The organism is Kushneria phyllosphaerae, from assembly GCF_900312995.1.
GTDB classification, from domain to species: Bacteria; Pseudomonadota; Gammaproteobacteria; order Pseudomonadales; family Halomonadaceae; genus Kushneria; species Kushneria phyllosphaerae.
Genome location: NZ_ONZI01000001.1, coordinates 1,005,980 through 1,026,443, shown reverse-complemented (window position 1 = coordinate 1,026,443; position 20,464 = coordinate 1,005,980). Strand labels below are relative to the sequence as shown.

At 61.1% G+C, this 20,464-nt stretch carries 21 protein-coding genes and 1 pseudogene; 7 read left to right on the top strand and 15 right to left on the bottom strand.

Going from position 1 to position 20,464, the window contains the following annotated elements:
• Positions 1 to 2 precede the first annotated feature (2 nt).
• A complete protein-coding gene (locus tag KSP9073_RS04530; protein ID WP_108842043.1) occupies positions 3 to 221 on the bottom strand; it encodes a DUF2835 family protein in 219 nt (72 codons plus the stop codon).
• Between the two features lie 152 nt (positions 222 to 373).
• On the opposite strand from KSP9073_RS04530, the gene ssuE reads away from it, so the two are divergent.
• The gene (gene ssuE / locus KSP9073_RS04525) at positions 374 to 961 is read left to right on the top strand and encodes an NADPH-dependent FMN reductase (RefSeq protein WP_108841712.1); all 588 of its coding nucleotides are present in this window, start codon (positions 374 to 376) and stop codon (positions 959 to 961) included.
• A 125-nt stretch (positions 962 to 1,086) separates the two neighbouring features.
• Here the strand turns inward: ssuE and KSP9073_RS04520 are convergent, their stop codons facing one another.
• Positions 1,087 to 2,175: a sulfate ABC transporter substrate-binding protein gene (locus tag KSP9073_RS04520; RefSeq protein WP_108841711.1), complete on the bottom strand. Its 1,089-nt coding sequence runs from the start codon at positions 2,173 to 2,175 to the stop codon at positions 1,087 to 1,089.
• A 286-nt stretch (positions 2,176 to 2,461) separates the two neighbouring features.
• Here KSP9073_RS04520 and ssuC point away from each other — a divergent pair, with 286 nt between their 5' ends.
• From ssuC to KSP9073_RS04500, 4 genes are read left to right on the top strand one after another with little or no spacing between them, the layout of a single operon-like run.
• Positions 2,462 to 3,250 (top strand): aliphatic sulfonate ABC transporter permease SsuC, encoded by a 789-nt coding sequence (gene ssuC / locus KSP9073_RS04515; RefSeq protein WP_108841710.1) that lies wholly within the window; start codon positions 2,462 to 2,464, stop codon positions 3,248 to 3,250.
• Positions 3,247 to 4,104, top strand: a complete 858-nt coding sequence (locus KSP9073_RS04510; RefSeq protein ID WP_108841709.1) for an ATP-binding cassette domain-containing protein — start codon at positions 3,247 to 3,249, stop codon at positions 4,102 to 4,104. Before ssuC ends, KSP9073_RS04510 begins: the two co-directional genes overlap by 4 nt.
• 1 nt (position 4,105) lies before the next feature.
• On the top strand, positions 4,106 to 5,296 hold the full coding sequence (ssuD, locus tag KSP9073_RS04505; protein ID WP_108841708.1) for an FMNH2-dependent alkanesulfonate monooxygenase: 1,191 nt from the start codon (positions 4,106 to 4,108) through the stop codon (positions 5,294 to 5,296).
• On the top strand, positions 5,293 to 6,300 hold the full coding sequence (locus KSP9073_RS04500; protein WP_108841707.1) for an aliphatic sulfonate ABC transporter substrate-binding protein: 1,008 nt from the start codon (positions 5,293 to 5,295) through the stop codon (positions 6,298 to 6,300). The genes ssuD and KSP9073_RS04500 overlap by 4 nt, the downstream gene beginning before the upstream one ends.
• 185 nt (positions 6,301 to 6,485) lie before the next feature.
• Here KSP9073_RS04500 and KSP9073_RS04495 read toward each other — a convergent pair whose 3' ends face one another.
• The 7 genes from KSP9073_RS04495 to KSP9073_RS04465 form a co-directional block, all read right to left on the bottom strand.
• Positions 6,486 to 7,352: a hypothetical protein gene (locus KSP9073_RS04495; RefSeq protein ID WP_108841706.1), complete on the bottom strand. Its 867-nt coding sequence runs from the start codon at positions 7,350 to 7,352 to the stop codon at positions 6,486 to 6,488.
• 118 nt (positions 7,353 to 7,470) lie between these two features.
• A complete protein-coding gene (locus tag KSP9073_RS04490; RefSeq protein WP_108841705.1) occupies positions 7,471 to 8,397 on the bottom strand; it encodes a CysB family HTH-type transcriptional regulator in 927 nt (308 codons plus the stop codon).
• A gap of 102 nt (positions 8,398 to 8,499) precedes the next feature.
• Positions 8,500 to 9,831: a methyl-accepting chemotaxis protein gene (locus KSP9073_RS17870; RefSeq protein WP_108841704.1), complete on the bottom strand. Its 1,332-nt coding sequence runs from the start codon at positions 9,829 to 9,831 to the stop codon at positions 8,500 to 8,502.
• Positions 9,832 to 9,989: 158 nt separating this feature from the next.
• On the bottom strand, positions 9,990 to 11,303 hold the full coding sequence (locus KSP9073_RS04480) for an arsenic transporter (RefSeq protein ID WP_108841703.1): 1,314 nt from the start codon (positions 11,301 to 11,303) through the stop codon (positions 9,990 to 9,992).
• A 15-nt stretch (positions 11,304 to 11,318) separates the two neighbouring features.
• The gene (arsH, locus tag KSP9073_RS04475) at positions 11,319 to 12,041 is read right to left on the bottom strand and encodes an arsenical resistance protein ArsH (RefSeq protein WP_108841702.1); all 723 of its coding nucleotides are present in this window, start codon (positions 12,039 to 12,041) and stop codon (positions 11,319 to 11,321) included.
• A complete protein-coding gene (gene arsC / locus KSP9073_RS04470; RefSeq protein WP_108841701.1) occupies positions 12,038 to 12,451 on the bottom strand; it encodes an arsenate reductase (glutaredoxin) in 414 nt (137 codons plus the stop codon). Before arsC ends, arsH begins: the two co-directional genes overlap by 4 nt.
• Positions 12,448 to 12,804 (bottom strand): ArsR/SmtB family transcription factor, encoded by a 357-nt coding sequence (locus tag KSP9073_RS04465; RefSeq protein ID WP_108841700.1) that lies wholly within the window; start codon positions 12,802 to 12,804, stop codon positions 12,448 to 12,450. The genes arsC and KSP9073_RS04465 overlap by 4 nt, the downstream gene beginning before the upstream one ends.
• A gap of 101 nt (positions 12,805 to 12,905) precedes the next feature.
• Here KSP9073_RS04465 and rarD point away from each other — a divergent pair, with 101 nt between their 5' ends.
• Complete coding sequence (rarD, locus tag KSP9073_RS04460) at positions 12,906 to 13,808, top strand: EamA family transporter RarD (RefSeq protein WP_108841699.1); 903 nt, start codon at positions 12,906 to 12,908, stop codon at positions 13,806 to 13,808.
• A gap of 122 nt (positions 13,809 to 13,930) precedes the next feature.
• Here rarD and KSP9073_RS17775 read toward each other — a convergent pair.
• Positions 13,931 to 14,596 (bottom strand): annotated as a pseudogene (locus KSP9073_RS17775) (glycosyltransferase family 4 protein); the annotation flags it as partial.
• A 726-nt stretch (positions 14,597 to 15,322) separates the two neighbouring features.
• Between KSP9073_RS17775 and KSP9073_RS04445 the strand changes: the two are divergent.
• Positions 15,323 to 16,039: a DUF4396 domain-containing protein gene (locus KSP9073_RS04445; protein WP_108841696.1), complete on the top strand. Its 717-nt coding sequence runs from the start codon at positions 15,323 to 15,325 to the stop codon at positions 16,037 to 16,039.
• Between the two features lie 76 nt (positions 16,040 to 16,115).
• Here KSP9073_RS04445 and KSP9073_RS04440 read toward each other — a convergent pair whose 3' ends face one another.
• From KSP9073_RS04440 to KSP9073_RS04420, 5 genes are all read right to left on the bottom strand, one after another.
• A complete protein-coding gene (locus KSP9073_RS04440) occupies positions 16,116 to 16,226 on the bottom strand; it encodes an entericidin A/B family lipoprotein (RefSeq protein WP_407656580.1) in 111 nt (36 codons plus the stop codon).
• 122 nt (positions 16,227 to 16,348) lie between these two features.
• A complete protein-coding gene (locus KSP9073_RS04435) occupies positions 16,349 to 17,326 on the bottom strand; it encodes a Gfo/Idh/MocA family protein (RefSeq protein WP_165814150.1) in 978 nt (325 codons plus the stop codon).
• Complete coding sequence (locus KSP9073_RS04430) at positions 17,316 to 18,479, bottom strand: DegT/DnrJ/EryC1/StrS family aminotransferase (RefSeq protein WP_108841694.1); 1,164 nt, start codon at positions 18,477 to 18,479, stop codon at positions 17,316 to 17,318. The genes KSP9073_RS04435 and KSP9073_RS04430 overlap by 11 nt, the downstream gene beginning before the upstream one ends.
• 394 nt (positions 18,480 to 18,873) lie before the next feature.
• Complete coding sequence (locus KSP9073_RS04425) at positions 18,874 to 19,299, bottom strand: hypothetical protein (protein WP_133240985.1); 426 nt, start codon at positions 19,297 to 19,299, stop codon at positions 18,874 to 18,876.
• A 78-nt stretch (positions 19,300 to 19,377) separates the two neighbouring features.
• On the bottom strand, positions 19,378 to 20,379 hold the full coding sequence (locus KSP9073_RS04420) for a cation diffusion facilitator family transporter (RefSeq protein ID WP_108841692.1): 1,002 nt from the start codon (positions 20,377 to 20,379) through the stop codon (positions 19,378 to 19,380).
• Positions 20,380 to 20,464: the final 85 nt, after the last annotated feature.

Below are 20,464 nucleotides of genomic sequence, written 5' to 3'. Positions count from 1 at the left end.
TGTCAGAGCTGAAAAATCGACACAAACCGTCCCCGATCGTCAAAGATCACGCGATAGGTGCCGTGTACACCGTCACGACCGATGATGTGATGGAGCACCCTTGAGGGCAGTTCGACGCTACGACCATCCAGCGTACGCGTGCGAATGCTGTTGGCGGCGCCGGCGTAGTGGGCACGGCACTGTTCGGCGCTGAGATTGAGGGCAATATCAATGCTGGGCACGTCGGTCTCCAGAAAACAGGGGGGCATCACAACGCTTTAATCGGCGCCACCATGGCGTAGTCCCGGCATGATTTGCTTTTCGTGGATCGTTATTTCCAGAGGCTCTGGTCGTCGCGACACAATGAGGTATTCCCCAAGGGCAAGGAGCGATCATGAACGTAGTGACTCTGGCAGGCAGCACCAACGTAGAATCCCGATCCACGGCGCTGCTGGCCTTCATGGAGAGCCAGCTGCATCGGCGCGGCATCGAAACCCGGCGATTTTCCCCGGATAACTTTCCGCTTCAGGCACTGGTCAATGCCGACCACGCCCACCCGATCATCCGGGCCTTTCAGGCCACACTGGCCCGGGCCAATGCCGTGATTGTCGCCACGCCGGTGTATCAGGCGTCCTTTTCCGGGGCGCTGAAACTGTTGCTGGATCTCATTCCCCAGCGCGGACTCGAGCACTGCACGGTGCAGACCCTGGCCACCGGCGGTGGGGATCAGCACCTCCTAATGCTCGACTATGCCTTGAAACCCGTACTCTCTGCCATGGGCACCACCCATCAACTGCCGGGCATCTATGCAGGTCCGGGCCATCTCGGCAGGTGCCCGAGCGGCCATCACGTGCCGGGGCCGGAGATTCGCCAGCGCATGGCGCAGGCCGTGGAGACGATAACGCATCTGCTGGAAGCGCGCCGACTCGAGCCCCTGCCGCACCGCGAGAAGCCGGTCTTCTCGCTGGCGCAGGCAGGCTGAGGTCTTTTTTCGACCGGCACGTTGTCCTCTTTAGAGGGCACTTTCAAACATTGGAGCACCTTCAAAAAAACCGGGCAAAAGGCCCGGTTTTGATGTCATCCATGGGACTTTTTTACTACCCCGTGTTACGGCCCCGGCGCCGTGATGCGGTCAAAGACGCCGCCATTGGCAAAGTGCGTCTTCTGCGCCTTGCTCCAGCCGCCAAAGACATCGTTGATGTTGTAGAGATCCATGGTCGGAAACTGCTCAAGCAGTTTCGGGTCCACACCATCATCGTTGATTGGCCGGTAGTAGTGACGCGCCACCAGCTGCTGGCCTTCTGGTGAATAGAGGTGTTCCAGATAGGCGTGAGCGGCCTTCTCGGCGGCCGAGCCCTTTTTCTTCACGTTGTCTTCCACCACCGCGACCGGCGGCTGGGTCAGAATACTCACCGATGGCGCGATGATCTCGTAGTCCCCCTGCCCCAGTTCGTTGACGGCCAGCAGCGCCTCGTTTTCCCAGGCCAGCAGCACATCGCCCAGCCCGCGCTGGATGAAGGTGTTGGTGGCACCGCGCGCCCCGGTATCCAGCACCGGCACGTGCTGATAAAGCGTTTTGACGTACTGCTCAGCCGCCTGCTGCGCCTTCGCCACCTCTTGCGCGTAGGCCGGATCATGCAGTCGCTTCAGATCGCCCAGTTCATGCTTGAGTGCCCAGGTCCAGGCGGCCAGATAGTTCCAGCGTGCCCCGCCCGAGGTCTTGGGATTGGGCGAGATCACCTCGACCCCGTCACGAACCAGATCATCCCAGTCATGAATGTTCTTTGGATTGCCCTTGCGCACCAGAAAGACGATCGAGGAGGTGTAGGGCGTGCTGTCATCGGCAAACGCCTTCTGCCAGTCGGTGGGCAGAAGGTTGCTCCTGTCGGCAATGGCATCGATGTCTGCCGCCAGCGCCAGGGTCACGATATCGGCCGGATTGCCCTCGATCACCGAGCGGGCCTGACGCCCCGAGCCGCCGTGGCTTTGCTGAACGCTGACCTGATCCCCGGTCTGCTTTTCATACCACTGGCTGAAGGCCTGGTTGTAGTCGCTGTAAAGCTCGCGGGTAGGGTCATAGGAGACGTTGAGCAGGCGGATGCTCTCGGCGTGCGCCGCCATCGAGCCCGACAGAAGCGTCGAGGCCAGCGCGAGCGTCAACCCGCGACGCCGTGAAATGGAGAATAAATGGGGCATGTCAGGTTCCCTTCATAACGCGTGAGGATGTTGTTGGCTCAAGCGTACCGAGGGTTTTAATTACCTGAAAATATATAATAACGGATTGCTTATCGCTTTTTGAGCTATTAAATCCTGGCGGCTCAACGCTGCTGAAGCGCCTGTCACCGGCCCCGAGCGCCCTTTTCCGGATGATGCGAAAAGGTTATTCACCCTAGCTTCATAAGCATTGCGGTTTAAACCATTTCAAGGTCTGGTTCCGGCTCGATAGCGTCTCTTCCGACACGACCATTTTCGGGGAGGCGACATGACACACTGGCGGACCCAGGCCCTGCAGCGATTTCTGCCGTGGCTTTTGCCATTGCTGATCGTGGCGGGCTGGCAGCTTTCATCCAGCACCGGCTGGCTTTCAAACCGGGTCATGCCGGCCCCGGGCGCCGTTGTTGAGGCCGCCTGGCAGCTGAGCCGCAGCGGTGAGCTTCTACATCATCTGGGGATCAGCTTTCGTCGTGCCATCACGGGACTGATCATTGGTGGCGGCATCGGGCTGGTGCTCGGGATGATCAGCGGGCTGTCGCGCTGGGGCGAAACCCTGCTGGATTCAACGATTCAAATGGCGCGCAACATCCCGCATCTGGCGCTGATTCCGCTGGTCATCCTCTGGTTCGGCATCGACGAGACCGCCCGGATCTTTCTGGTGGTGCTGGGCACCGCCTTTCCCATCTATCTCAACACCTTTCACGGTATCCGCGGTATCGATCGCAACCTCATGGAGATGGCGCGCAGCTACGGCCTGACCGGCTGGCCGCTATTCGCCCATGTGATTCTGCCCGGCGCCATGCCCTCGATTCTGGTGGGCCTGCGCTACTCGCTGGGACTGATGTGGCTGACCCTGATCGTCTCGGAAACCATCTCGGCCAGCGACGGTATCGGCTATCTCGCCATGAATGCCCGTGAATTCATGCAGACCGATGTGGTGGTGCTTTCGATTCTGCTTTACGCCGCCCTTGGCAAGCTGGCCGATGAAACCGCCCGTCTTCTGGAGCGCCGCTGGCTGCGCTGGCACCCCGCCTACTCAAAAGGAGCTGTCACATGAGCACGCCAACCAACGTTGCATCACTGTATGACGTGGCCTCACCGCGCACGGCCACAACGAACGCCCGCCGTGCTCACCCGACGGGCGGCCTGGGCCTCTCGCTTGAAGGAATTACCAAAACCTTCGGTGCGCATCAGGTGTTGAACCATATCGACCTGGACATCTCCGCCGGTCAGATCGTCTCGATTGTCGGGCGCAGCGGCTGCGGCAAGAGCACGCTGCTGCGCCTTATCGCAGGCCTTGAGACGCACAACGCGGGAAGGATCGACACCAACGGACACCCTCTGGCCGAGCAGACCCGCCTGATGTTTCAGGATGACCGCCTGCTGCCCTGGAAAAGCGTGATCAACAACATCGGGCTGGGGCTTGTCGGCGACTGGAAGGCCCGGGCCCGCGATGCACTGGCCGAGGTGGGCCTGCTGGAACACGCCGACAAGTGGCCGGCGCAGCTTTCCGGCGGACAAAAACAGCGCGTTGCGCTGGCTCGCGCCCTGATCCATCAGCCCAGACTTCTGCTGCTCGATGAACCACTGGGCGCGCTGGACGCCCTGACCCGTATCGAGATGCAACAGCTGATCGAGCGTCTATGGCGAGAACACGGGTTCACCATGGTGCTGGTAACCCACGACGTCGCCGAAGCCGTGCAGCTGGGCGACCGGGTCATCGTGCTGTCCTCGGGGCGCATCGAGCTCGATCAACGTATCGACCTTCCTCGCCCGCGCCGACACGCCAGTCCTGATGTGGGGGCCATCGAGACCACCGTCCTGCAGCACGTGCTCGGTCGAAACGAGCACGACGCCACTGTATTTCCTGCTTCTACCCCCGCCGCCACATCCATTGAAGGGAGAGCGTGACATGACGCAAACCACGGTTGATGCCCCGGTTCGCTTTACCACCGATCACGGCGCCCGCCACGCGAAGGTGCTCTGGTTTCTGCCCACCCATGGCGATGGCCACTATCTGGGCACCTCAAAGGGCGGGCGCCGGGTCGATATCGACTACCTCAAACAGATCGCCCAGAGCGCCGATCAATTGGGCTACTACGGCGTGCTGCTGCCGACCGGGCGCAGCTGCGAGGATTCCTGGGTCATCGCCTCGGCACTGGCCCCGCTGACGCAGCGCCTGCGTTTTCTGGTCGCGGTGCGCCCCGGACTTCAGTCACCGGCGGTGGCCGCGCGCATGACGGCGACGCTGGACCGCATCTCTCACGGGCGGCTTTTAATCAACGTGGTCACCGGCGGCGACCCGGTCGAAAACCACGGCGACGGGGTCTTTCTCGATCACGCCGAGCGCTATGAGGTCACCCACGAATTCCTGAAGGTCTATCAGGACCTGTTGCGCGGTGAAACCGTCCGCCACGAGGGCAAACACCTGCGTATCGAGGACGGGAAACTGCTCTTTCATCCGGTGCAGTCACCACATCCGCCGCTCTATTTTGGCGGGTCCTCGTCTTCTGCCATCGAGGTGGCGGCGCACACCATCGACAAGTATCTGACCTGGGGCGAGCCGCCGGCGCAGGTGGCCGAAAAGGTCGCCACCGTGCGCGAGGCAGCGCACAGGGCCGGCCGCGAGGTCACCTTTGGCATTCGATTGCACGTGATTGTGCGGGAAACCGATGACGAGGCCTGGGCGGCGGCCGACATGCTGATCGAACATCTCGACGACGACACGATTGCCGCCGCGCAGAAGGTCTTTGCCCGCATGGATTCGGTCGGACAATCCCGCATGCGTGCGCTGCACGGTGGCAAGCGTGATCGCCTCGAAATCAGCCCCAACCTGTGGGCCGGCGTCGGGCTGGTGCGTGGCGGGGCCGGGACAGCGCTGGTGGGCAGCGCCGAGACCGTCATCGAGCGCATCAAGGAATACATGGCCATCGGCATCGACACCTTCATTTTCTCGGGCTATCCGCATCTGGAGGAAGCCTGGCGCTTCGGGGAGCTGGTGCTGCCGCACCTGCCGCTCGATCACGAGGTGCCCGTCACAAGCACTCGCGTCAACACCGGCCCCGTCGGGGAAACCATTGCCAATCAGGAGCGGCCTTCATGAGACAGGCGACACCACCATTGAGAACACGACTGGCCCGTACGGCGCTGGCGCTGGCCGTCGCCACCGTGCCCCTGAGCGCCGGCGCTGCCGGACAACAGGAAGACACGCTGAGCATTGGCTATCAGAAGGGCTCGGGGCTTTTGACCGTGCTCAAGGCGCAAAAGACGCTGGAAAAGCGGCTCGCACCGGAAGGCATCACGGTGCGCTGGCACGAGTTTGCCGCCGGACCGCAGCTGCTCGAAGCACTCAACGCCGGCAGCATTGATGTCGGCCAGACCGGGGCACCCCCGGCCGTGTTTGCCCAGGCCGCCGGGGCCGATCTGGTCTATGTCGGGGCCGAGCCCAACGCCGAGGAAACCGAGGCCGTCATTACCCCGGCCGATTCAGACCTGCACGACGTGGCCGCGCTCAAGGGGCGCAAGGTGGCCCTTCAAAAGGGATCGAGTGCCCACTATCTGCTGGTGAAGACCCTTGAGCGCGCCGGGCTGAGCCTGAGCGACATTCAGCCGGTGTGGCTGCCGCCGGCCGATGCGCGGGCGGCCTTCGCGACCGGCAGCGTGGATGCCTGGGCCATCTGGGACCCATATCTTGCCGCCATCGAATCTCAGGATGATGTACGACGGCTGGCGGACTATCACGGCCTTGAACCTACCAATTCCTTTTACGAGGCCTCACGCCCATTTGCCGAGCAGCACCCGCAGACCCTTGCCCTGCTGCGGGATACGGTGGCTGAAACCGGGGCGTGGGCCAACACGCACAAAAGCGATATGGCGCAGCTGCTGTCGGGCCAGCTGGGCCTTCCCGAAGCCGTGGTGTCACGCTGGCTCGAGCGCAACCACTATGGCATCAGTCCCATGAGCGACGATGTCGTGCGCCGCCAGCAGCAGGTGGCGGATACCTTCCGAGCGCAGGGGCTGATTCCCCGTGATGTCGATGTTGCCAGTGCCGTATGGCAGGCCCCCGAGCAACAGACATCAACCGCCGCCTCAGCAGCGCAGCCGTGACATGCTTTTTTCCATAACGTGCCTTTCATCATGACGTGCCGTTCAACATGACGTGCCTTTCACCATGAACCTGTCGCAGCTCAGACGCCCCGGGGAGGTGTTTGAGCTACGACTTTAGTGCCTTGCGGGCAGCACTAAAGTCAGTACTAAAGACAGGCGAAGTTCGGCGGTTTTAATCGCCCGTTCTAACCGCCCGGTGCCTGCCCTGGCAGTGCGGTGGCGGTCAGCGTCTCTTCCGGTGGGGCCTCCAGCAGGGCATCGGCACGGGTTATCAGCCCCTCTCGCCCTTCAGGAGCGCGCCGCAGCAGCACCTTCAGGCCATGGCGGTGTGCCTCGCTGATCCATTGATCATGATGCACCCACCGGGCCGGTTCACGGGTCCGCCACGCGTTGACCTCCGGCGAGACCCAGTGCACGCCCAGGGCATTCATCAGCGCCCAGCATGGTGCCTCAATGCTCAGGTGATCCACCAGCAGGGTGTAGCCCCGGGCGGCGAAGCTTCGAGCCGCCGCGTGGGCATGAGCATCATCGATCAACGTCGAGGCCTGCAGGCGCAGCACGACCTGACCGGTTGAAAGCCCCAGGCGCTGCAGCAGCGCCTCAAAGACCTCGCCGTGCGCCTCATGAACAGCGCGCAGATGACGCCAGTGCACATCGAGCATCAGCTGCCAGCGAGCCTGGTCGGGCACGACATCAAGCGGCGGCGTGGCCAGACAGTGCAGATAATGCAGGGCATGCAGCACGCGCAGGAAACGGTCGATGAACACGATGTCCTCGTCGTCCCGAACGTGACGATAGAGCGCCTCTCGGCGCACCGGACGCGCGTGCCTGTCATGAATGCTCAGCGCGCCCTCCCAGCCGATAATATTGCCGGCAAGCGTTGTGATCGCGCGCAGGTCAGGGACCAGAACCAGATGATCGAGATGCGCGGACAGGGCCCGCTCGCCCTGCTGCGGGTCATAGTGAATGCCGGCCTCATGGCGCAGGCGAGAGGCCGGACTGAACGACTCAAGATGCCGGTTGAAGTACGCCACCACGCTGGTCAGCGGCATGCTCATCTCCCTTTTAAAATCGGGGCCGTGTCGTGTCGTGAGAGTGGACGCGCGCCTTGAGTCTGCCCCGAGACGCGCGCGCTGAAATCACGATTGTTGAAAAGCTTTTCAGCCCCGATCAGGGGCGGCTCAGGGCAGCCTGTACGGTTTCACCGTTTAATTCGGGCGAGCAGCACTCCAGAAAGCGGTAGGCAAAATTGCGCAGCACGTGCCCGCGGCGTAGCGCAATCAGAGTGGTATTGCGTGGAAAGAGATGGTCCTGCTCAAGCATCGCAAGACCGACATCGCGCCCGGCATCAAAGGCCACGGAGGCGATGATGCCGATGCCCAGCCCCAGCTCGACGTAGGTCTTGATCACGTCAGCATCAAGTGCCGACATCACCACATCCGGGGTCACGCCTGCGCTTGCAAAGGCCTGATCGATGCGCGAACGACCGGTAAACCCTTCGTGGTAGGTCACGATCGGGTAGCGGGCGATCTCTTGCAAAGTCAGGGTATCGACATCTCGCAGCGGGTGATCCTCGGGCACCACGAGCCCGTGCTGCCATTGATGAAAGGGAAAGGTCACCAGCTCGCCGTGTGCCTCGCCAAGGGCTTCCGTGGCCATGCCGATGTCGACCTTGCCGGCCCGTAAAAGCGAGACGATTTCGCCAGGCCCGCACTGCTGAAGCTCCAGATGTACCCGCGGAAAGTCGCGTCGAAAGCGCGCAATGATGCGCGGCAGCACATAGCGGGCCTGGGTATGGGTGGTGGCAATGCGCAGACGGCCCTGATCCTCATGCACCCACTGCTGGGCCAGACGTTTCAGGTTTTCGCTGTCGAGCAGGATGCGCTCGACGGTTTCGAAAAGCGTGGTCCCGGCCGGCGTCAGCCCCAGCAGACGCTTGCCGCGACGCTCGAAAAGCACCACGCCCAGCTCGTCTTCCAGATCACGAATGTGCTTGCTGGCGCCGGACTGGGACGTGAACAGCGCATTGGAGGCTTCGGTCAGATTGAACTGACGGCGCACCACTTCCCGCACGATTCGCAGTTGCTGAAAATTCACGTCGGCCTCATGTCAGATCGCTATCAAAACGGTTTTCAATATAACCCTTCAATCTTTACGGGCTAAATCAGCATTGCTGATAACGTTATGACAGGGACCGATTCAGGCCGTCACGGCCGACGTACAGGGCTTCTGCTCCGGCGCACAGGGGTCTTCGCTCAGATCCGTGGATGAGGCCATGTTGCGCACGGCCGTGACCATGTCGTTGGTGCAGGCGCTGATGCGAATGATCGCCTCACCGGCATTGCCGGCCATGCCAACGCCCTTTTCAACGCTTTCCCGACAGGTGTGCATGCTGGCACTGGCGCTATGGGAGAGTTTTTGCAGATGATCGATCGTGCCGGAAATGTCACTGGTGGCCTCGGCCGTTCGGCGGGCCAGCGCTCGCACCTCATGGGCGACCACCGAGAATCCCCGGCCGTGTTCACCGGCGCGCGCGGCTTCAATAGCAGCGTTCAGGGACAACAGGTTGGTCTGGGAGGCAATCGACTGGATGGTCTCGACGATGGCCGTAATCCCGGCGGCCTGCGTGGTCAACTCCCCCAGCAGTCTGGAGGTGGCTTCTACCCGGTCGGCAATGCTTCGAATCTCGCGCACGGTCTCATCGATGATGCGGCTGCCATCATCAGCGGTATTTTCTGTATCGGCCGAGATGCGACAGGCCATGCGCAGGCTCTCGGTTTCACGCTCGACCCGGTCGGTGATGTTGCTGGCAAACTTGATGACCTTGTAGAGACGACCCTCGTCATCAAAAATCGGGTTGTAGGTGGCCTCAAGCCATAAAGTGCGGCCCTGCTTGTCAAAGCGCTTGAACTGACCGGACATGAACTCTCCGGCGTTGAGCTGGGCCCAGAACGCGCGATACTCGGGGCTGGCCGACATCGTTTTGCAGCAGAAGATACGATGATGCCTGCCCTCGATCTCCTCGAGCCGATACCCGACCGTGTGCAGGAAATTCTGGTTGGCGGTGAGAATATGGCCGTCCGGCGTGAATTCGATGACCGCCATCGAGCGATCAATGGCCTTGAGGCGGCTGCCCATCTCCTGTTCTTCGCGAACCTGCGGGGTAATGTCGGTGGCGATCTTGATCACGCGCACCACCTGCCCGCGCCGGTCACGGATCGGGTTGTAGGTGGCTTCCAGCCACAGAGGCTCGCCATCCCGGCGCAGCCTCTTGCAGCGACCGCTGATGAACTCGCCCTGACGCAGGCGCGACCAGAAGGTGGCGTACTCGTCGCTTTCAACATGCTCGCGGGGACACAGCACGCTGTGATGCTGCCCCGCAAGCGTCTCGGCGCTGTAGCCGGTCGCCTCGAAAAAGGCCGGGTTGGCACACAGCACCGTGCCCTGTGGATCGAACTCGATCACGGCCATGGCGCGATGAATGGCTTCAACCAGCGGCACCTGCCGGGAAGAAGGGGTATATCGGAACATGAGGGGCTCCTGCCGCAGGCAGTCAGGCGGGCGCATGTGGCGTCTGCTGCCCGAATCATTATTAAAGGCAGCATCGGCAGACAGCGCCGTCTTCTTGAGCTCTGTCTGATATGCCCCTTAAGGCTGGTCCCTCATCTCCCGCTCAACGCGCTCCTGTGCTATCCACTCATCCGAATGGCCAGCGGTCCCCAGAACGCCAGGGCGATCAGCGTGGCCAGCAGCACTGGCGGCGTGATCACAAGCCCTACCTTCATGTACTGCCCCCAGCCAATCCGGTGTCCCTTGCCGGCCAGCACATGCAGCCACAATAGCGTTGCCAGACTGCCAATCGGGGTGAACTTGGGGCCCAGATCGTTGCCGATGACGCTGGCATAGGCCATCAGCTGTCGGGTGAGCTCGGGCACATGGGCCTGATCGATCGCCAGCGCCCCGATCAGGGTGGACGGCAGGTTATTGACGATCGAGGCCAGTACCGCAAGTCCCAGCCCGGTGCCCAGCGTGGCGGCAAGGGTGCCCTGCCCGACCAGCCGGGTCAGCATGTCGGCCGCGTGATCGGTCAGCCCGGCATTGCCCAGCCCATAGACCACCAGATACATGCCGACCGAGAACAGCACGATTTGCCAGGGCGCATGTTTGATCACCCGGGTCAGCGAGATCACCGGTTTTTCACGCCGCCCCCAGCGCCCGGCAATCGCCAGCAGCACCAGCGCCGCCGTTCCCATGATGAAGGTAAAGGGCACCTGCCAGTGTGCGGTGATAAAAAGCGCAGCCAGCAGCACAGCCAGCAACGGGAAAGCGGCGCGAAAGACCCGAACATCCACAATCGCACTGACCGGCGCTTCCAGCCGGCTGCGATCGTAATGGCGCGGAATTTCCCGGCGACAGTAGCACCACAGCACGGCCAGCGTGGCCGCCAGCGACACCAGATTGACCGGCACCATGACCATGGCGTATTCACCAAAACCGATATCGAAGTAGTTGGCGGTGACGATATTGACCAGATTCGAGATCACCAGCGGCAGGCTTGTGGTATCGGCCACAAAGCCGGTGGCGATGATAAAGGCCAGCGCCGCGCGGGCGCTGAACTCAAGGCGCATTAGAATCGCCAGCACGATGGGCGTGAGCAGAAGGGCCGCGCCATCGTTGGCAAAAAGGGCCGCAATCACCGCGCCCAGCATCACGATCAGCATGAACAGCCACGGCCCGCGCCCATTGCCCCAGCGGGCGATATGCAGCGCCGCCCAGCTGAAAAAGCCCGCTTCATCGAGAATCAGCGAGATGATGATCAGCGCTACAAAGGTGAAGGTCGCGTCCCACACGATGTCCCAGACAATGGCGACATCGCCAAACCCCACCACGCCGGTAGCGAGCGCGACCGACGCACCGCCCAGTGCGCTCCAGCCGATGCCCAGCCCGCGCGGCTGCCAGATGACCAGCGTCAGGGTCACCACAAAGATGATGAGTGCCAGCATGCGATCGTTACCCGGTCAGTCGGCTTGATGAGTGCGCTGATTGACGCGTTTCGACACTGCTTCGGCGCTTTCGACGCGCTCGGAGTAGCGGTCCACCAGATACCCGACGCGGCCGCGCGTCAGCCAGGTGAACTTCACCAGCTCCTCGCAGACATCGACAATACGCTGATAAAGCGGGGAAGCGTGCATACGCCCGTCTTCGTCGAACTCGTTAAAGGCCTTCGGCACCGAGGACTGATTGGGAAGGGTTAGCATGCGCATCCAGCGCCCCAGAATCCGCATCTGGTTGACTGCATTAAAGCTCTGGCTGCCACCGGAGACCTCCATCACCGCCAGCGTCTTGCCCTGGGTCGGGCGCACGCCACCCAGCGAGAGTGGAATCCAGTCGATCTGGGTTTTCATGATGCCGGTCATCGCCCCATGGCGCTCGGGACTGACCCACACCATGCCCTCCGACCACTGCGCCAGTTCGCGCAGCTCGGCGACCTTCGGGTGATCGGCCTCGGCGTCATCGGGCAGCGGCAGCCCGGAAGGGTTGAAGGTTCTGACCTCACAGCCAAGCCAGCGCAACAGCCTGCCGGCTTCTTCTGCCACCAGCCGGGAATAGGAACGCTCACGCAGCGAGCCATACAGCACCAGAATACGCGGCGCATGGCGCGGATCATTCGGGCCGATCAACGCCTCGACATCAATGGGATGAAGCTGTTCTGCGTCGATATGGGGCAGCGTGTCACTCATGCGTCGGACGCTCCCGGTCTGATGACCTCACCATCTTCCTTGGTGAATTCGGTCACCGGGTTGTCCAGCAGCGCCAGCACCAGCTCGGAGGGCCGACACAGGCGTGTGCCGCGATCGGTCACCACGATCGGACGGTTAATCAGGATCGGATGGGCCACCATGGCGTCAATCAGCACCTCATCATCGATCGTGTCGTCTTCAAGCCCCAGCTCGGCGCACATCGGCTCCTTGCCGCGCAGCAATGCGCGCGGCGTGATGGCCATCGCGGCCAGCAGTTCGACCAGTCGTGCCCGTGTCGGCGGGATATCCAGATATTCGATGATCTCCGGCGTCTCGCCGGACTGGCGCAGCATTTCAAGCACGTTACGCGAGGTGCCGCAGGCGGGGTTGTGATAAATCACGCACGTCATGATGTGCCCTCTTCACGAAAGTGGCATTCGGGTTGAAGCGCCTCAAGCAGCGGCGCACAGAGTTCAGGTCGCCCGGCGCAGCAGTCGTGCACCAGAAAGCCCAGCGTCGCCTGCATCCGCTCAAGGCTTGCGCGGTAGATGATCGAGCGGCTCTGACGCTGTGAGACGACAAGGCCTGCGCGTGACAGCACGGCCAGATGCGCCGACAGCGTGTTGTGCGGCACATCAAGACGGCGGGCCAGCTCACCGGCCGCCAGCCCCTCGGGCGCGTGCTGTACCAGCAAACGAAAGGCGTCCAGTCGGGTGCCCTGGGCCAGCGCAGAAAAGATCTCGATTACCGTTATGTTGTCCATATGTCCAAAATTATGGACATATCAAAAACAAGTCAAGCGCGGCTCGTGCCCGGCGTCATCATCACGGGTATGATGCTGTCCTTTATCCGAGGGCCAGGGCGATGACGGACACGCGTGAACGGAGTACAGGACTTCTGGCCGCGCTCGGCTGTTTTTCGATGTGGGGCGTAATGCCGATCTATTTTCATCTGATCGGCCCGGCAGTGACGCCCTGGGAGATCCTGACCCAGCGCATGGTTTGGGCCGCCGTGCTGCTCACGCTATTTGTACTGATCAGCCGTCGCCAAGAAAAGGTGATGGCTGTCCTGCGCCAGCGCCATCTGCTGCTGGCGCTCATGGCCTCGGCGCTTCTGATCAGCTGCAACTGGGGCGTGTTCATCTGGGCGGTATCGAGCCATCACGTGCTGCAGGCAAGCCTTGGCTACTACATCAACCCGCTGCTCAACGTGGTGCTGGGGCTGATTTTTTTTCGCGAGCGCCTGCGCCCGCTGCAGGTGGCCGCCATCCTGCTGGCCGCCGGCGGTGTGCTGATAATGGTGGTGGGTTTTGGTCGGGTGCCCTGGGTATCGCTGATTCTGGCCGGCAGCTTCGGTTTTTATGGCGCGATACGAAAGCACATCAGCGTGGACAGCATCACCGGGCTTTATATCGAGACCATGCTGCTGTTGCCGTTTGCCCTGCTCTGGCTCGGCGGGCTGTACTGGCAGCAGGAGGCCGTCTTTTTACAGGACAACCTGCGCACCGACGCACTATTAATGGGCTGTGGACTGATCACCGTGCTGCCGCTGGTGCTCTTTACCATGAGCGCACGACGGCTCAAGCTCGGCACGCTGGGGCTGCTCCAGTACTTCACCCCCACCCTGCACCTGCTCACCGGTGTATTTCTCTTCGGCGAACCCTTCAATCAGGCCAGCCTGGTAACGTTTGCCTGCATCTGGGCCGGCCTTGCCCTTTACACCGTGGATATCCTTCGGGCGCAGCGGCAGGTGAGCACCACGCAATAAAGTCTACGATGTCGGTCCGTGTACGATGCCCTGCATGAAGTCATCCAGTCGCTCACCGTACCAGTCAAGATCGAAGTCGCGCTGAACGCGTACTCGTGCCTGCTGGCCGAGCTGTCTTCTCAAGGCCGGGGTTTCTGCCCATTGGACAAGGCAGGCCGCAACCTCTGCTGGCTCCAGAATGCCGGCTTCAACGATATTGTCTTCCAGTGGTGAATAGACTTCTCTGGGGCCCTGCGTGCAGATCTCGCCATATTGGGCCAGTGCATGACGGTTTCGTGAAGGCGTCAAAAGCGTACCGTTTTCACCGGTGACGATCTGCTCTGCAATGCCATCAACCGCGCCACCAACCACGGGGACACCATGAGCCAGTGCCTCCTGCACGACATTACCGAAAGGCTCGCGCCATGAAGGGCAGATAAAAGCTCCAGGGACGCATAGAAATCCGACATGTCATCGAGCAGCCCACAAAAGGTGACACTCTCCTGAAGCCCCCAACGCGCTACCAGCGACTCCAGAACCGGGCGCATTGGCCCCTGCCCCGCGATCCAGAACTCTGCCTGCGGACAGCTCCTTTTCAACTCGGCAAAACTTTCAAGCGCCACAATGGGCGCCTTGAGAGCCGTTAGCCGCTCTGCAAAACCGAGCCGGAAACGTCCCTCTGGATGCTGAGCGCGCACCTCTGGCAGAGTGATTGTGTTAGGCAGCACGCGATAAGGAATATCCTTGCTGACCCCCCCATTTAATCTGTAGCAGCCGCAGCGCAGCAAACGAGTTGCAGACAACGCCATCAATACGGCCAAGATAGGCGCGAGCAGAAGGGGAATCCTTGGCAAGCCAGGCGGTACCATGCTCGTAATGGACCACTCGCATATCATTCGGAAAAACCATGGGATGGTTTGAAATCTTGTTCCAGACGAGAATGGCATCAATGGATTGCTGCTCAAGTACACGTCTTTGCCATGCATGACGCAGCGGTCTGGCAAGGCGTGGAATTTTTAAACTCGCAGGCCCCTTGATGCCATGTATACGTGACTTAAAGGCAGCAAGGTCTGGTTTCAAAAGGGGATGGATGCCGTCAGTCTGCAGCAACACATGGTGATCCAGGGATGGAACATGGTGCGTATAAAAACGTGCAAAGGAACGCTCTACACCTCCCAGATTCTTGAGACTGACAAGATGTGCCACACGGGGTTTTGAAAACACGGGAGTAGTCAGGGGGGTCGTCACGCTTGGCTCCATTCATAATTCCCGAAAGCATACCAACCGGAGCGCTTGTCAGCTGCATTTTCCTTTCGGCGATGCCAACACGTCTTTTTCAGATCAGCTAATACCATATCTGATTCGATCATTTGTAAAAACCGCTGTTCATGCCATCTTCATGTGACGCCCCCAACACCTTCAACCGTTCTCAACAGGCATCCTTGCCCCTACCCCAGGGCTTGCCCGATCGGCTCGCCTGCACTAAACCCTTGTGTCCAGACCATTTCAAATGGAAGGCTACAGGGAGAGTGCCAATGATGACCTTCTGGTCGTGGATGTTTTTAATGCTGGGAATGGCCACCTGCGCGTTGATCGCAGTCGACGTGCGTCGTCGCCCTCAGCACATGGCGGTCATGAATGTGACCTGGCCGATCACGGGGCTTTATATGCCGGTGCTGGGCTGGTGGGTCTATCATAAAATGGGGCGAGCGGCGCCTGCCTATGTGGGCCATGAAAGCCCCACGGGCCATGAGACATCAGAGTCTCATGACAGCCATGATGGCAGCCACCACCATCACGATGACAAGCCCAAATGGCAGGGCGTATTTGTGTCGGCCACCCACTGTGGCGGCGGGTGCACGCTGGGCGATATCGTTGCGGCACCGCTGGCCACGGTGCTTGGCTTTACTTTTTTCGGCTCACACATGGCGGGGCACTTTTTGCTCGCCTTTCTGGCGGCGTACGCCTTCGGCATCCTGTTTCAGTATCTGCCCATACGCGAAATGGGCGAGCGCTCGCCACGGCGCGCATTGATGGATGCCATCAAGGCCGATACGCTGTCGCTGATCGCCTTTCAAATTGGCATGTATCTGTGGATGCTGATCGCCACGCCGCTGCTTCTGGACGGTCGAATGGATGCTGCCACGCCCGAATTCTGGTTCATGATGCAAATCGCCATGCTGGTCGGATTTTTAACCTCGTATCCGGCCAACTGGCTGCTGGTCAACAAGGGCATCAAGCACGCCATGTAGGCACACCGCCAGAAAACGCAACGAGGCCCGCAGCCAAATGGCTGCGAGCCTCGTCATGCCGGGAATTCAGAACACCTCAATCAGCGGCGTTCTGGATGGCCTGTCCACCGTCAGAGATGTCTTCGCCTGCCCCGTGCATGGTATTACAGCCGCCGAGTACCGCGGCAGACAACAGCATTGCCACCATTAAAAGCATCATGCGTTTCATGTTTACCTTCCCGTGTGATCGGCCGCCCGGCGGCGCGTCTTCATGACTTTAGCACCATCCCGTCACGAGCGCCTATCCCCCTGGTGCCGGTGAAGATCCGCTCATGAGGCTAGCCGCAGGCGCTGTTCGATCAGCTGACAAAGTGTCAGGGTCTGCCAGGATTGCTCGGCACTGGCCAGCCCGTGCGACTGCCCGTCCATGACACTGCACACCATCGCCTGTGCCTGACGGGTCAGGGCGTCACTGTCGTTACTGTCGTTACTGTCTTCAGGGGCCGCGGGAAGATCCGGCGTCGCAAACTGAAGGTCATGACCGCCATTAAGCAAATCTACATACAGACTGCCCTTTGCGCTTCGGGCATGGATGGCACGCTGACGGCTATCCGGCAATCGTCCGGTGCTCAGCGTCACCGGATAGCCTGCATCGGTTTGCAGGCGCACCGCCACATGATCGGCGCCCTCTCCTGCTGAAAGGTCCAGACCGTCGGCGCCGCTCTCGACATCCAGCAGGGCATCAAATGTCAGGCCCATGACATGCTGCACGATATCCAGATCGTGAATCATCAGATCCGTCACGATGGAATCTCCGGAAAGTCGCGCGCTGTCGGGATTGTGCCGGGTGATGTTCACCTCTTCCCAGGGGTGATTGCGCAACAGCCCCGCCGTGGCCTGCAGTGCTGAGTTAAAGCGCTCGATATGGGCACAATAAAGCCCGGTACCGTGTGCCCGGGCCAGGTCGCCCAGCATAAGACATTCCCGGGGTCGCACGGTCATGGGCTTTTCCACCAGACACGACAGACCACAGCCAATGAGGTCCCGGGTGACGCCAAAGTGCGTGGCCGTGGGGCCGGCTATCACGGCCATGTCCGCCCGACGCGCCTGCTCGAGAAAGGCTTGATAACTCTGGGTACAGCGTCCCTGCATGACATCTGACAGGTCACATTCGCTGGCCGGACGAGGATCATAGATGACGCTGACCTCTACCCCTGCCAGCGCGTTGAAGGTACGTATGTGCCTGGCCCCCATGCGCCCGGCACCGGCCACGGCCACGCGAAGCACCTCCGGAGCACTAGCGTTCATGACAGGCATCCCTGACGACCTGACAGACCTGCTCGACATGATGGTCTTTCAGATAGGGATGCATGGGCAGACTGAAGGCTGCAGCGGCCACCCGGTCGGTTCGAATCAGCCCGTCATGCATCATCGACCGATAGGGCGGATGGCGATGCAGCGCCGGGGAGTAATAGCAGCGCACCGGAACGCCCTGCTCGCGAATTGCGGCCACGAGCGCATTGCGACGCGTCTCAAGTGCCACGTTGTCCTCCTCCGGAATGTCCGGCAGGCGCACCGTGTACTGCGCCCAGGCCGAGCGACAGCCCGCGGGCACGTCAGGGGTGACCAGCAGTGTCCCAAGCCCTTCCCGGTAGGCCCGGGCGATCTCATCACGTCGGGTGAGCTCCTCATCAAAAACGGTCAGCCGAGCCAGCAGCACACCGGCCTGCAGGGCATCCAGCCGCGAGCACATGCCGATCTCTTCATGACAGGCGTGATCGGGGCTGATGCCGTGATTGCGCAACGAGCGAAGTCGCTCACCAACGCCGGCATCCCGCACAAACAGGGCGCCGCCATCGCCGTAGCAGCCCAGCGGTTTGGACGGATAAAAGGAAGTGATCGTGATGTCAGCCAGTGACCCGACCGGACGACCGTGATAGTCACCGCCAAAGCTCTGGGCGGCATCGGCCACCAGATGCAGACCAAAACGCTCGGTGATGCGACCAAGCGCGGCGTAATCCGCCGGGCGTCCGAACAGATCGACAGCAATCACTGCCCTGACGCTGCCTGTGCCCGGGGACGAGGCATGCGTCACAAGCCAGGCCTCAAGCGCGCGCGGATCGATGTTGAAGGAGGTAGGATCGATATCAATCAACACTGGCTGTGCGCCGACCCGCACGATGGCCTCGACCGTGGCTGCAAAGGTGTAGGCCGGACACAGCACCCGATCGCCGGCGCCAATCCCCAACACCTGCAGGGCCAGTACCAGCGCATCGCTGCCGCTGGCACAGCTCACACACTGTGCCACGCCGGCCCGCTCGGCCAGCTGCTGCTCGAGCGCTTCTACCTTCGGCCCGTTGATGAAGGTTCCCGAGGACAGCACCTCCTCCATTTCGGATCTGAGCCGGTGTTCGATGCGGCGATATTGTGCTGCTGGATCCATGAAGGATGCGCTGGACATGAAAGGCGGTCGCTCTGGTGATGGCGTAGTTGTATGACCGCCTTTTGTACCCCATCACGACTTCATCGGGTTAAGACTATTGTCCTGCTTTTGTAGCGCGCCGATAACCTTGCTGATTCATTACGTTGCTGGCACCGGCATTAATCCATAGCCCTGTAGTAAAGGGTTATTTTTTATTGATCGCTGTTAAACCATTGTGATGATGCTCGCTTCAAGGCATGCCGCCATATCCCGTATTGCCTGATTCAATCAGGCGCGCTGCCACTGAATGAGATCGAGCGATGGCGTGTCACCAGCGTCAATACCGACTCCCCCGCCGGCGAAAAATGGCGCGCCTCTCCAAACCGACACGTCATGAATCAGTGAACCAGCAAACCGAATAAAAAAGGCGCCATCACGATGGCGCCTTTTGTCCTGTTTCGCGCTGCCCGGGCGACAGTGCCGTCATCTGCAGCGATGGTGTTTCCACCGGTGGCGGCGGTGCATGATACTCACGCACCGGGCCCGACTCCTGAATGTCGATATCGACATCATGAAAGGCCGTGGTCATCAGCAGCAAAAAAAGCCCCAGCAGATAAATCAGAGGGGACACCACCACGGACGCCACCGCGGCCAGAAGCCCGGCCACCGTGCGGCCGCGCACCATGATCACGATGGCCAGACAAAAGGCGACCAGGTTCAGCGGCCAGCCAATCAAAAGCCCGGAGCCTGCCTGTGGTATCAAAAAGGCGCCCCAGGCGATGGCCAGCACGACCCATACCAGCGTCACCGGCGCCGGCCGCGACCCTTTCGATGGGTGTACGGTATTGATCTCACTCATGGGCTTGCTCCCTGTCAGGTCCTTGCGGGCCAGGCGGACGGTCAAGGCGGCCCGACGCTGCCCTGCGACAGCGCGCATTCACGATGAATGGGCATGAATGGCGTCGTGTTCGATGCCTGTCTTTTCAAGACAGTGTGACTGCCGCTCGATCTGTACCGTAATGTGATCGGCATCAAAGCGCTTTTTGAGATACGCCCTGATCGCCAGAATGGCGTGATCCTGATCCACGCTGTCATGGATCACGGCATGCAGGGTGATCATCACCCGTTCCGGTGTCAGTGACCAGATATGCACGTGGTGAACGCTTTCGATATCGGAAAGCGCCTGTGGAATATCTCGAATCAGCTGCTCGCTGTCGATATGGGCCGGTGCCCCTTCCAGCAGAATGTGTGCCGATTGCGTGGTGATTTCCCAGGCACTGCGGGCGATCAGCGCTGCTGCCAGCAGCGAGAGCAGCGGATCGATTGGCATCCAGCCGGTCACCATGATGACTACTGCCGCGACAATGGCCGCCACCGAGCCCAGCAGATCGCCCAGCACGTGCAGCAACGCGCCGCGAATGTTGATGTTGCCGCGATCCCCGCTGTGCAGCAGCCAGAACACACCGAGATTGACCACAAGTCCCAAAACGGCGATGGCCAGCATGCCGGCACTGGCCACCTCGGTCGGCGCCCACAGCCGTCGTACGGCTTCAAACAGGATCCAGGCCACGATCACCAGCAGCGCCACGCCGTTAACGAAGGCAGCCAGCACCTGCACCCGATGATAGCCGTAGGTCTTGCGGGCATTGGCCGGGCGATGCGTCAGCCGGGCGGCCACCCATGCCAGCGCCAGTGAGGCGCTGTCGGTCAGCATGTGGCCGGCATCTGCCAGCAGCGCCAAAGACCCCGTCACCAGCCCGCCGGCCACCTCGGCCACCATGAAACCGCCGGTCAGGATCATGGCCCAGAGCAGACGACGCTCGTTGTCCGTACCGTGATGGTGATGGCCGTGGCCGTGATGATGGCCATGGCCATGGCTGTGGTGGTCGTGGTCGTGGTCGTGGTCGTGGTGATCGTGAGGCGCCCGATCCTGCGTCATGAAATTTCTCCGTTACTTGCACCGTGCGTCAGGACATGATGAACACATCATGATGATGTCAGGATGGCACATTCAGGCACCATTG

Excerpts from the sequence above, each read along its gene's own strand:
- KSP9073_RS04465 (WP_108841700.1), bottom strand. The coding sequence starts at position 12,804 with ATGGACAACATAACGGTAATCGAGATCTTTTCTGCGCTGGCCCAGGGC.
- KSP9073_RS04510 (WP_108841709.1), top strand. The coding sequence starts at position 3,247 with ATGAGCACGCCAACCAACGTTGCATCACTGTATGACGTGGCCTCACCG.
- arsH (WP_108841702.1), bottom strand. The coding sequence starts at position 12,041 with ATGAGTGACACGCTGCCCCATATCGACGCAGAACAGCTTCATCCCATT.
- KSP9073_RS17870 (WP_108841704.1), bottom strand. The coding sequence starts at position 9,831 with ATGTTCCGATATACCCCTTCTTCCCGGCAGGTGCCGCTGGTTGAAGCC.
- rarD (WP_108841699.1), top strand. The coding sequence starts at position 12,906 with ATGACGGACACGCGTGAACGGAGTACAGGACTTCTGGCCGCGCTCGGC.
- ssuC (WP_108841710.1), top strand. The coding sequence starts at position 2,462 with ATGACACACTGGCGGACCCAGGCCCTGCAGCGATTTCTGCCGTGGCTT.
- KSP9073_RS04425 (WP_133240985.1), bottom strand. The coding sequence starts at position 19,299 with ATGAGTGAGATCAATACCGTACACCCATCGAAAGGGTCGCGGCCGGCG.
- KSP9073_RS04480 (WP_108841703.1), bottom strand. The coding sequence starts at position 11,303 with ATGCTGGCACTCATCATCTTTGTGGTGACCCTGACGCTGGTCATCTGG.
- KSP9073_RS04445 (WP_108841696.1), top strand. The coding sequence starts at position 15,323 with ATGATGACCTTCTGGTCGTGGATGTTTTTAATGCTGGGAATGGCCACC.
- ssuD (WP_108841708.1), top strand. The coding sequence starts at position 4,106 with ATGACGCAAACCACGGTTGATGCCCCGGTTCGCTTTACCACCGATCAC.
- KSP9073_RS04435 (WP_165814150.1), bottom strand. The coding sequence starts at position 17,326 with ATGAACGCTAGTGCTCCGGAGGTGCTTCGCGTGGCCGTGGCCGGTGCC.
- ssuE (WP_108841712.1), top strand. The coding sequence starts at position 374 with ATGAACGTAGTGACTCTGGCAGGCAGCACCAACGTAGAATCCCGATCC.
- KSP9073_RS04430 (WP_108841694.1), bottom strand. The coding sequence starts at position 18,479 with ATGTCCAGCGCATCCTTCATGGATCCAGCAGCACAATATCGCCGCATC.
- arsC (WP_108841701.1), bottom strand. The coding sequence starts at position 12,451 with ATGACGTGCGTGATTTATCACAACCCCGCCTGCGGCACCTCGCGTAAC.
- KSP9073_RS04440 (WP_407656580.1), bottom strand. The coding sequence starts at position 16,226 with ATGGTGGCAATGCTGTTGTCTGCCGCGGTACTCGGCGGCTGTAATACC.
- KSP9073_RS04495 (WP_108841706.1), bottom strand. The coding sequence starts at position 7,352 with ATGCCGCTGACCAGCGTGGTGGCGTACTTCAACCGGCATCTTGAGTCG.
- KSP9073_RS04420 (WP_108841692.1), bottom strand. The coding sequence starts at position 20,379 with ATGACGCAGGATCGGGCGCCTCACGATCACCACGACCACGACCACGAC.
- KSP9073_RS04520 (WP_108841711.1), bottom strand. The coding sequence starts at position 2,175 with ATGCCCCATTTATTCTCCATTTCACGGCGTCGCGGGTTGACGCTCGCG.
- KSP9073_RS04500 (WP_108841707.1), top strand. The coding sequence starts at position 5,293 with ATGAGACAGGCGACACCACCATTGAGAACACGACTGGCCCGTACGGCG.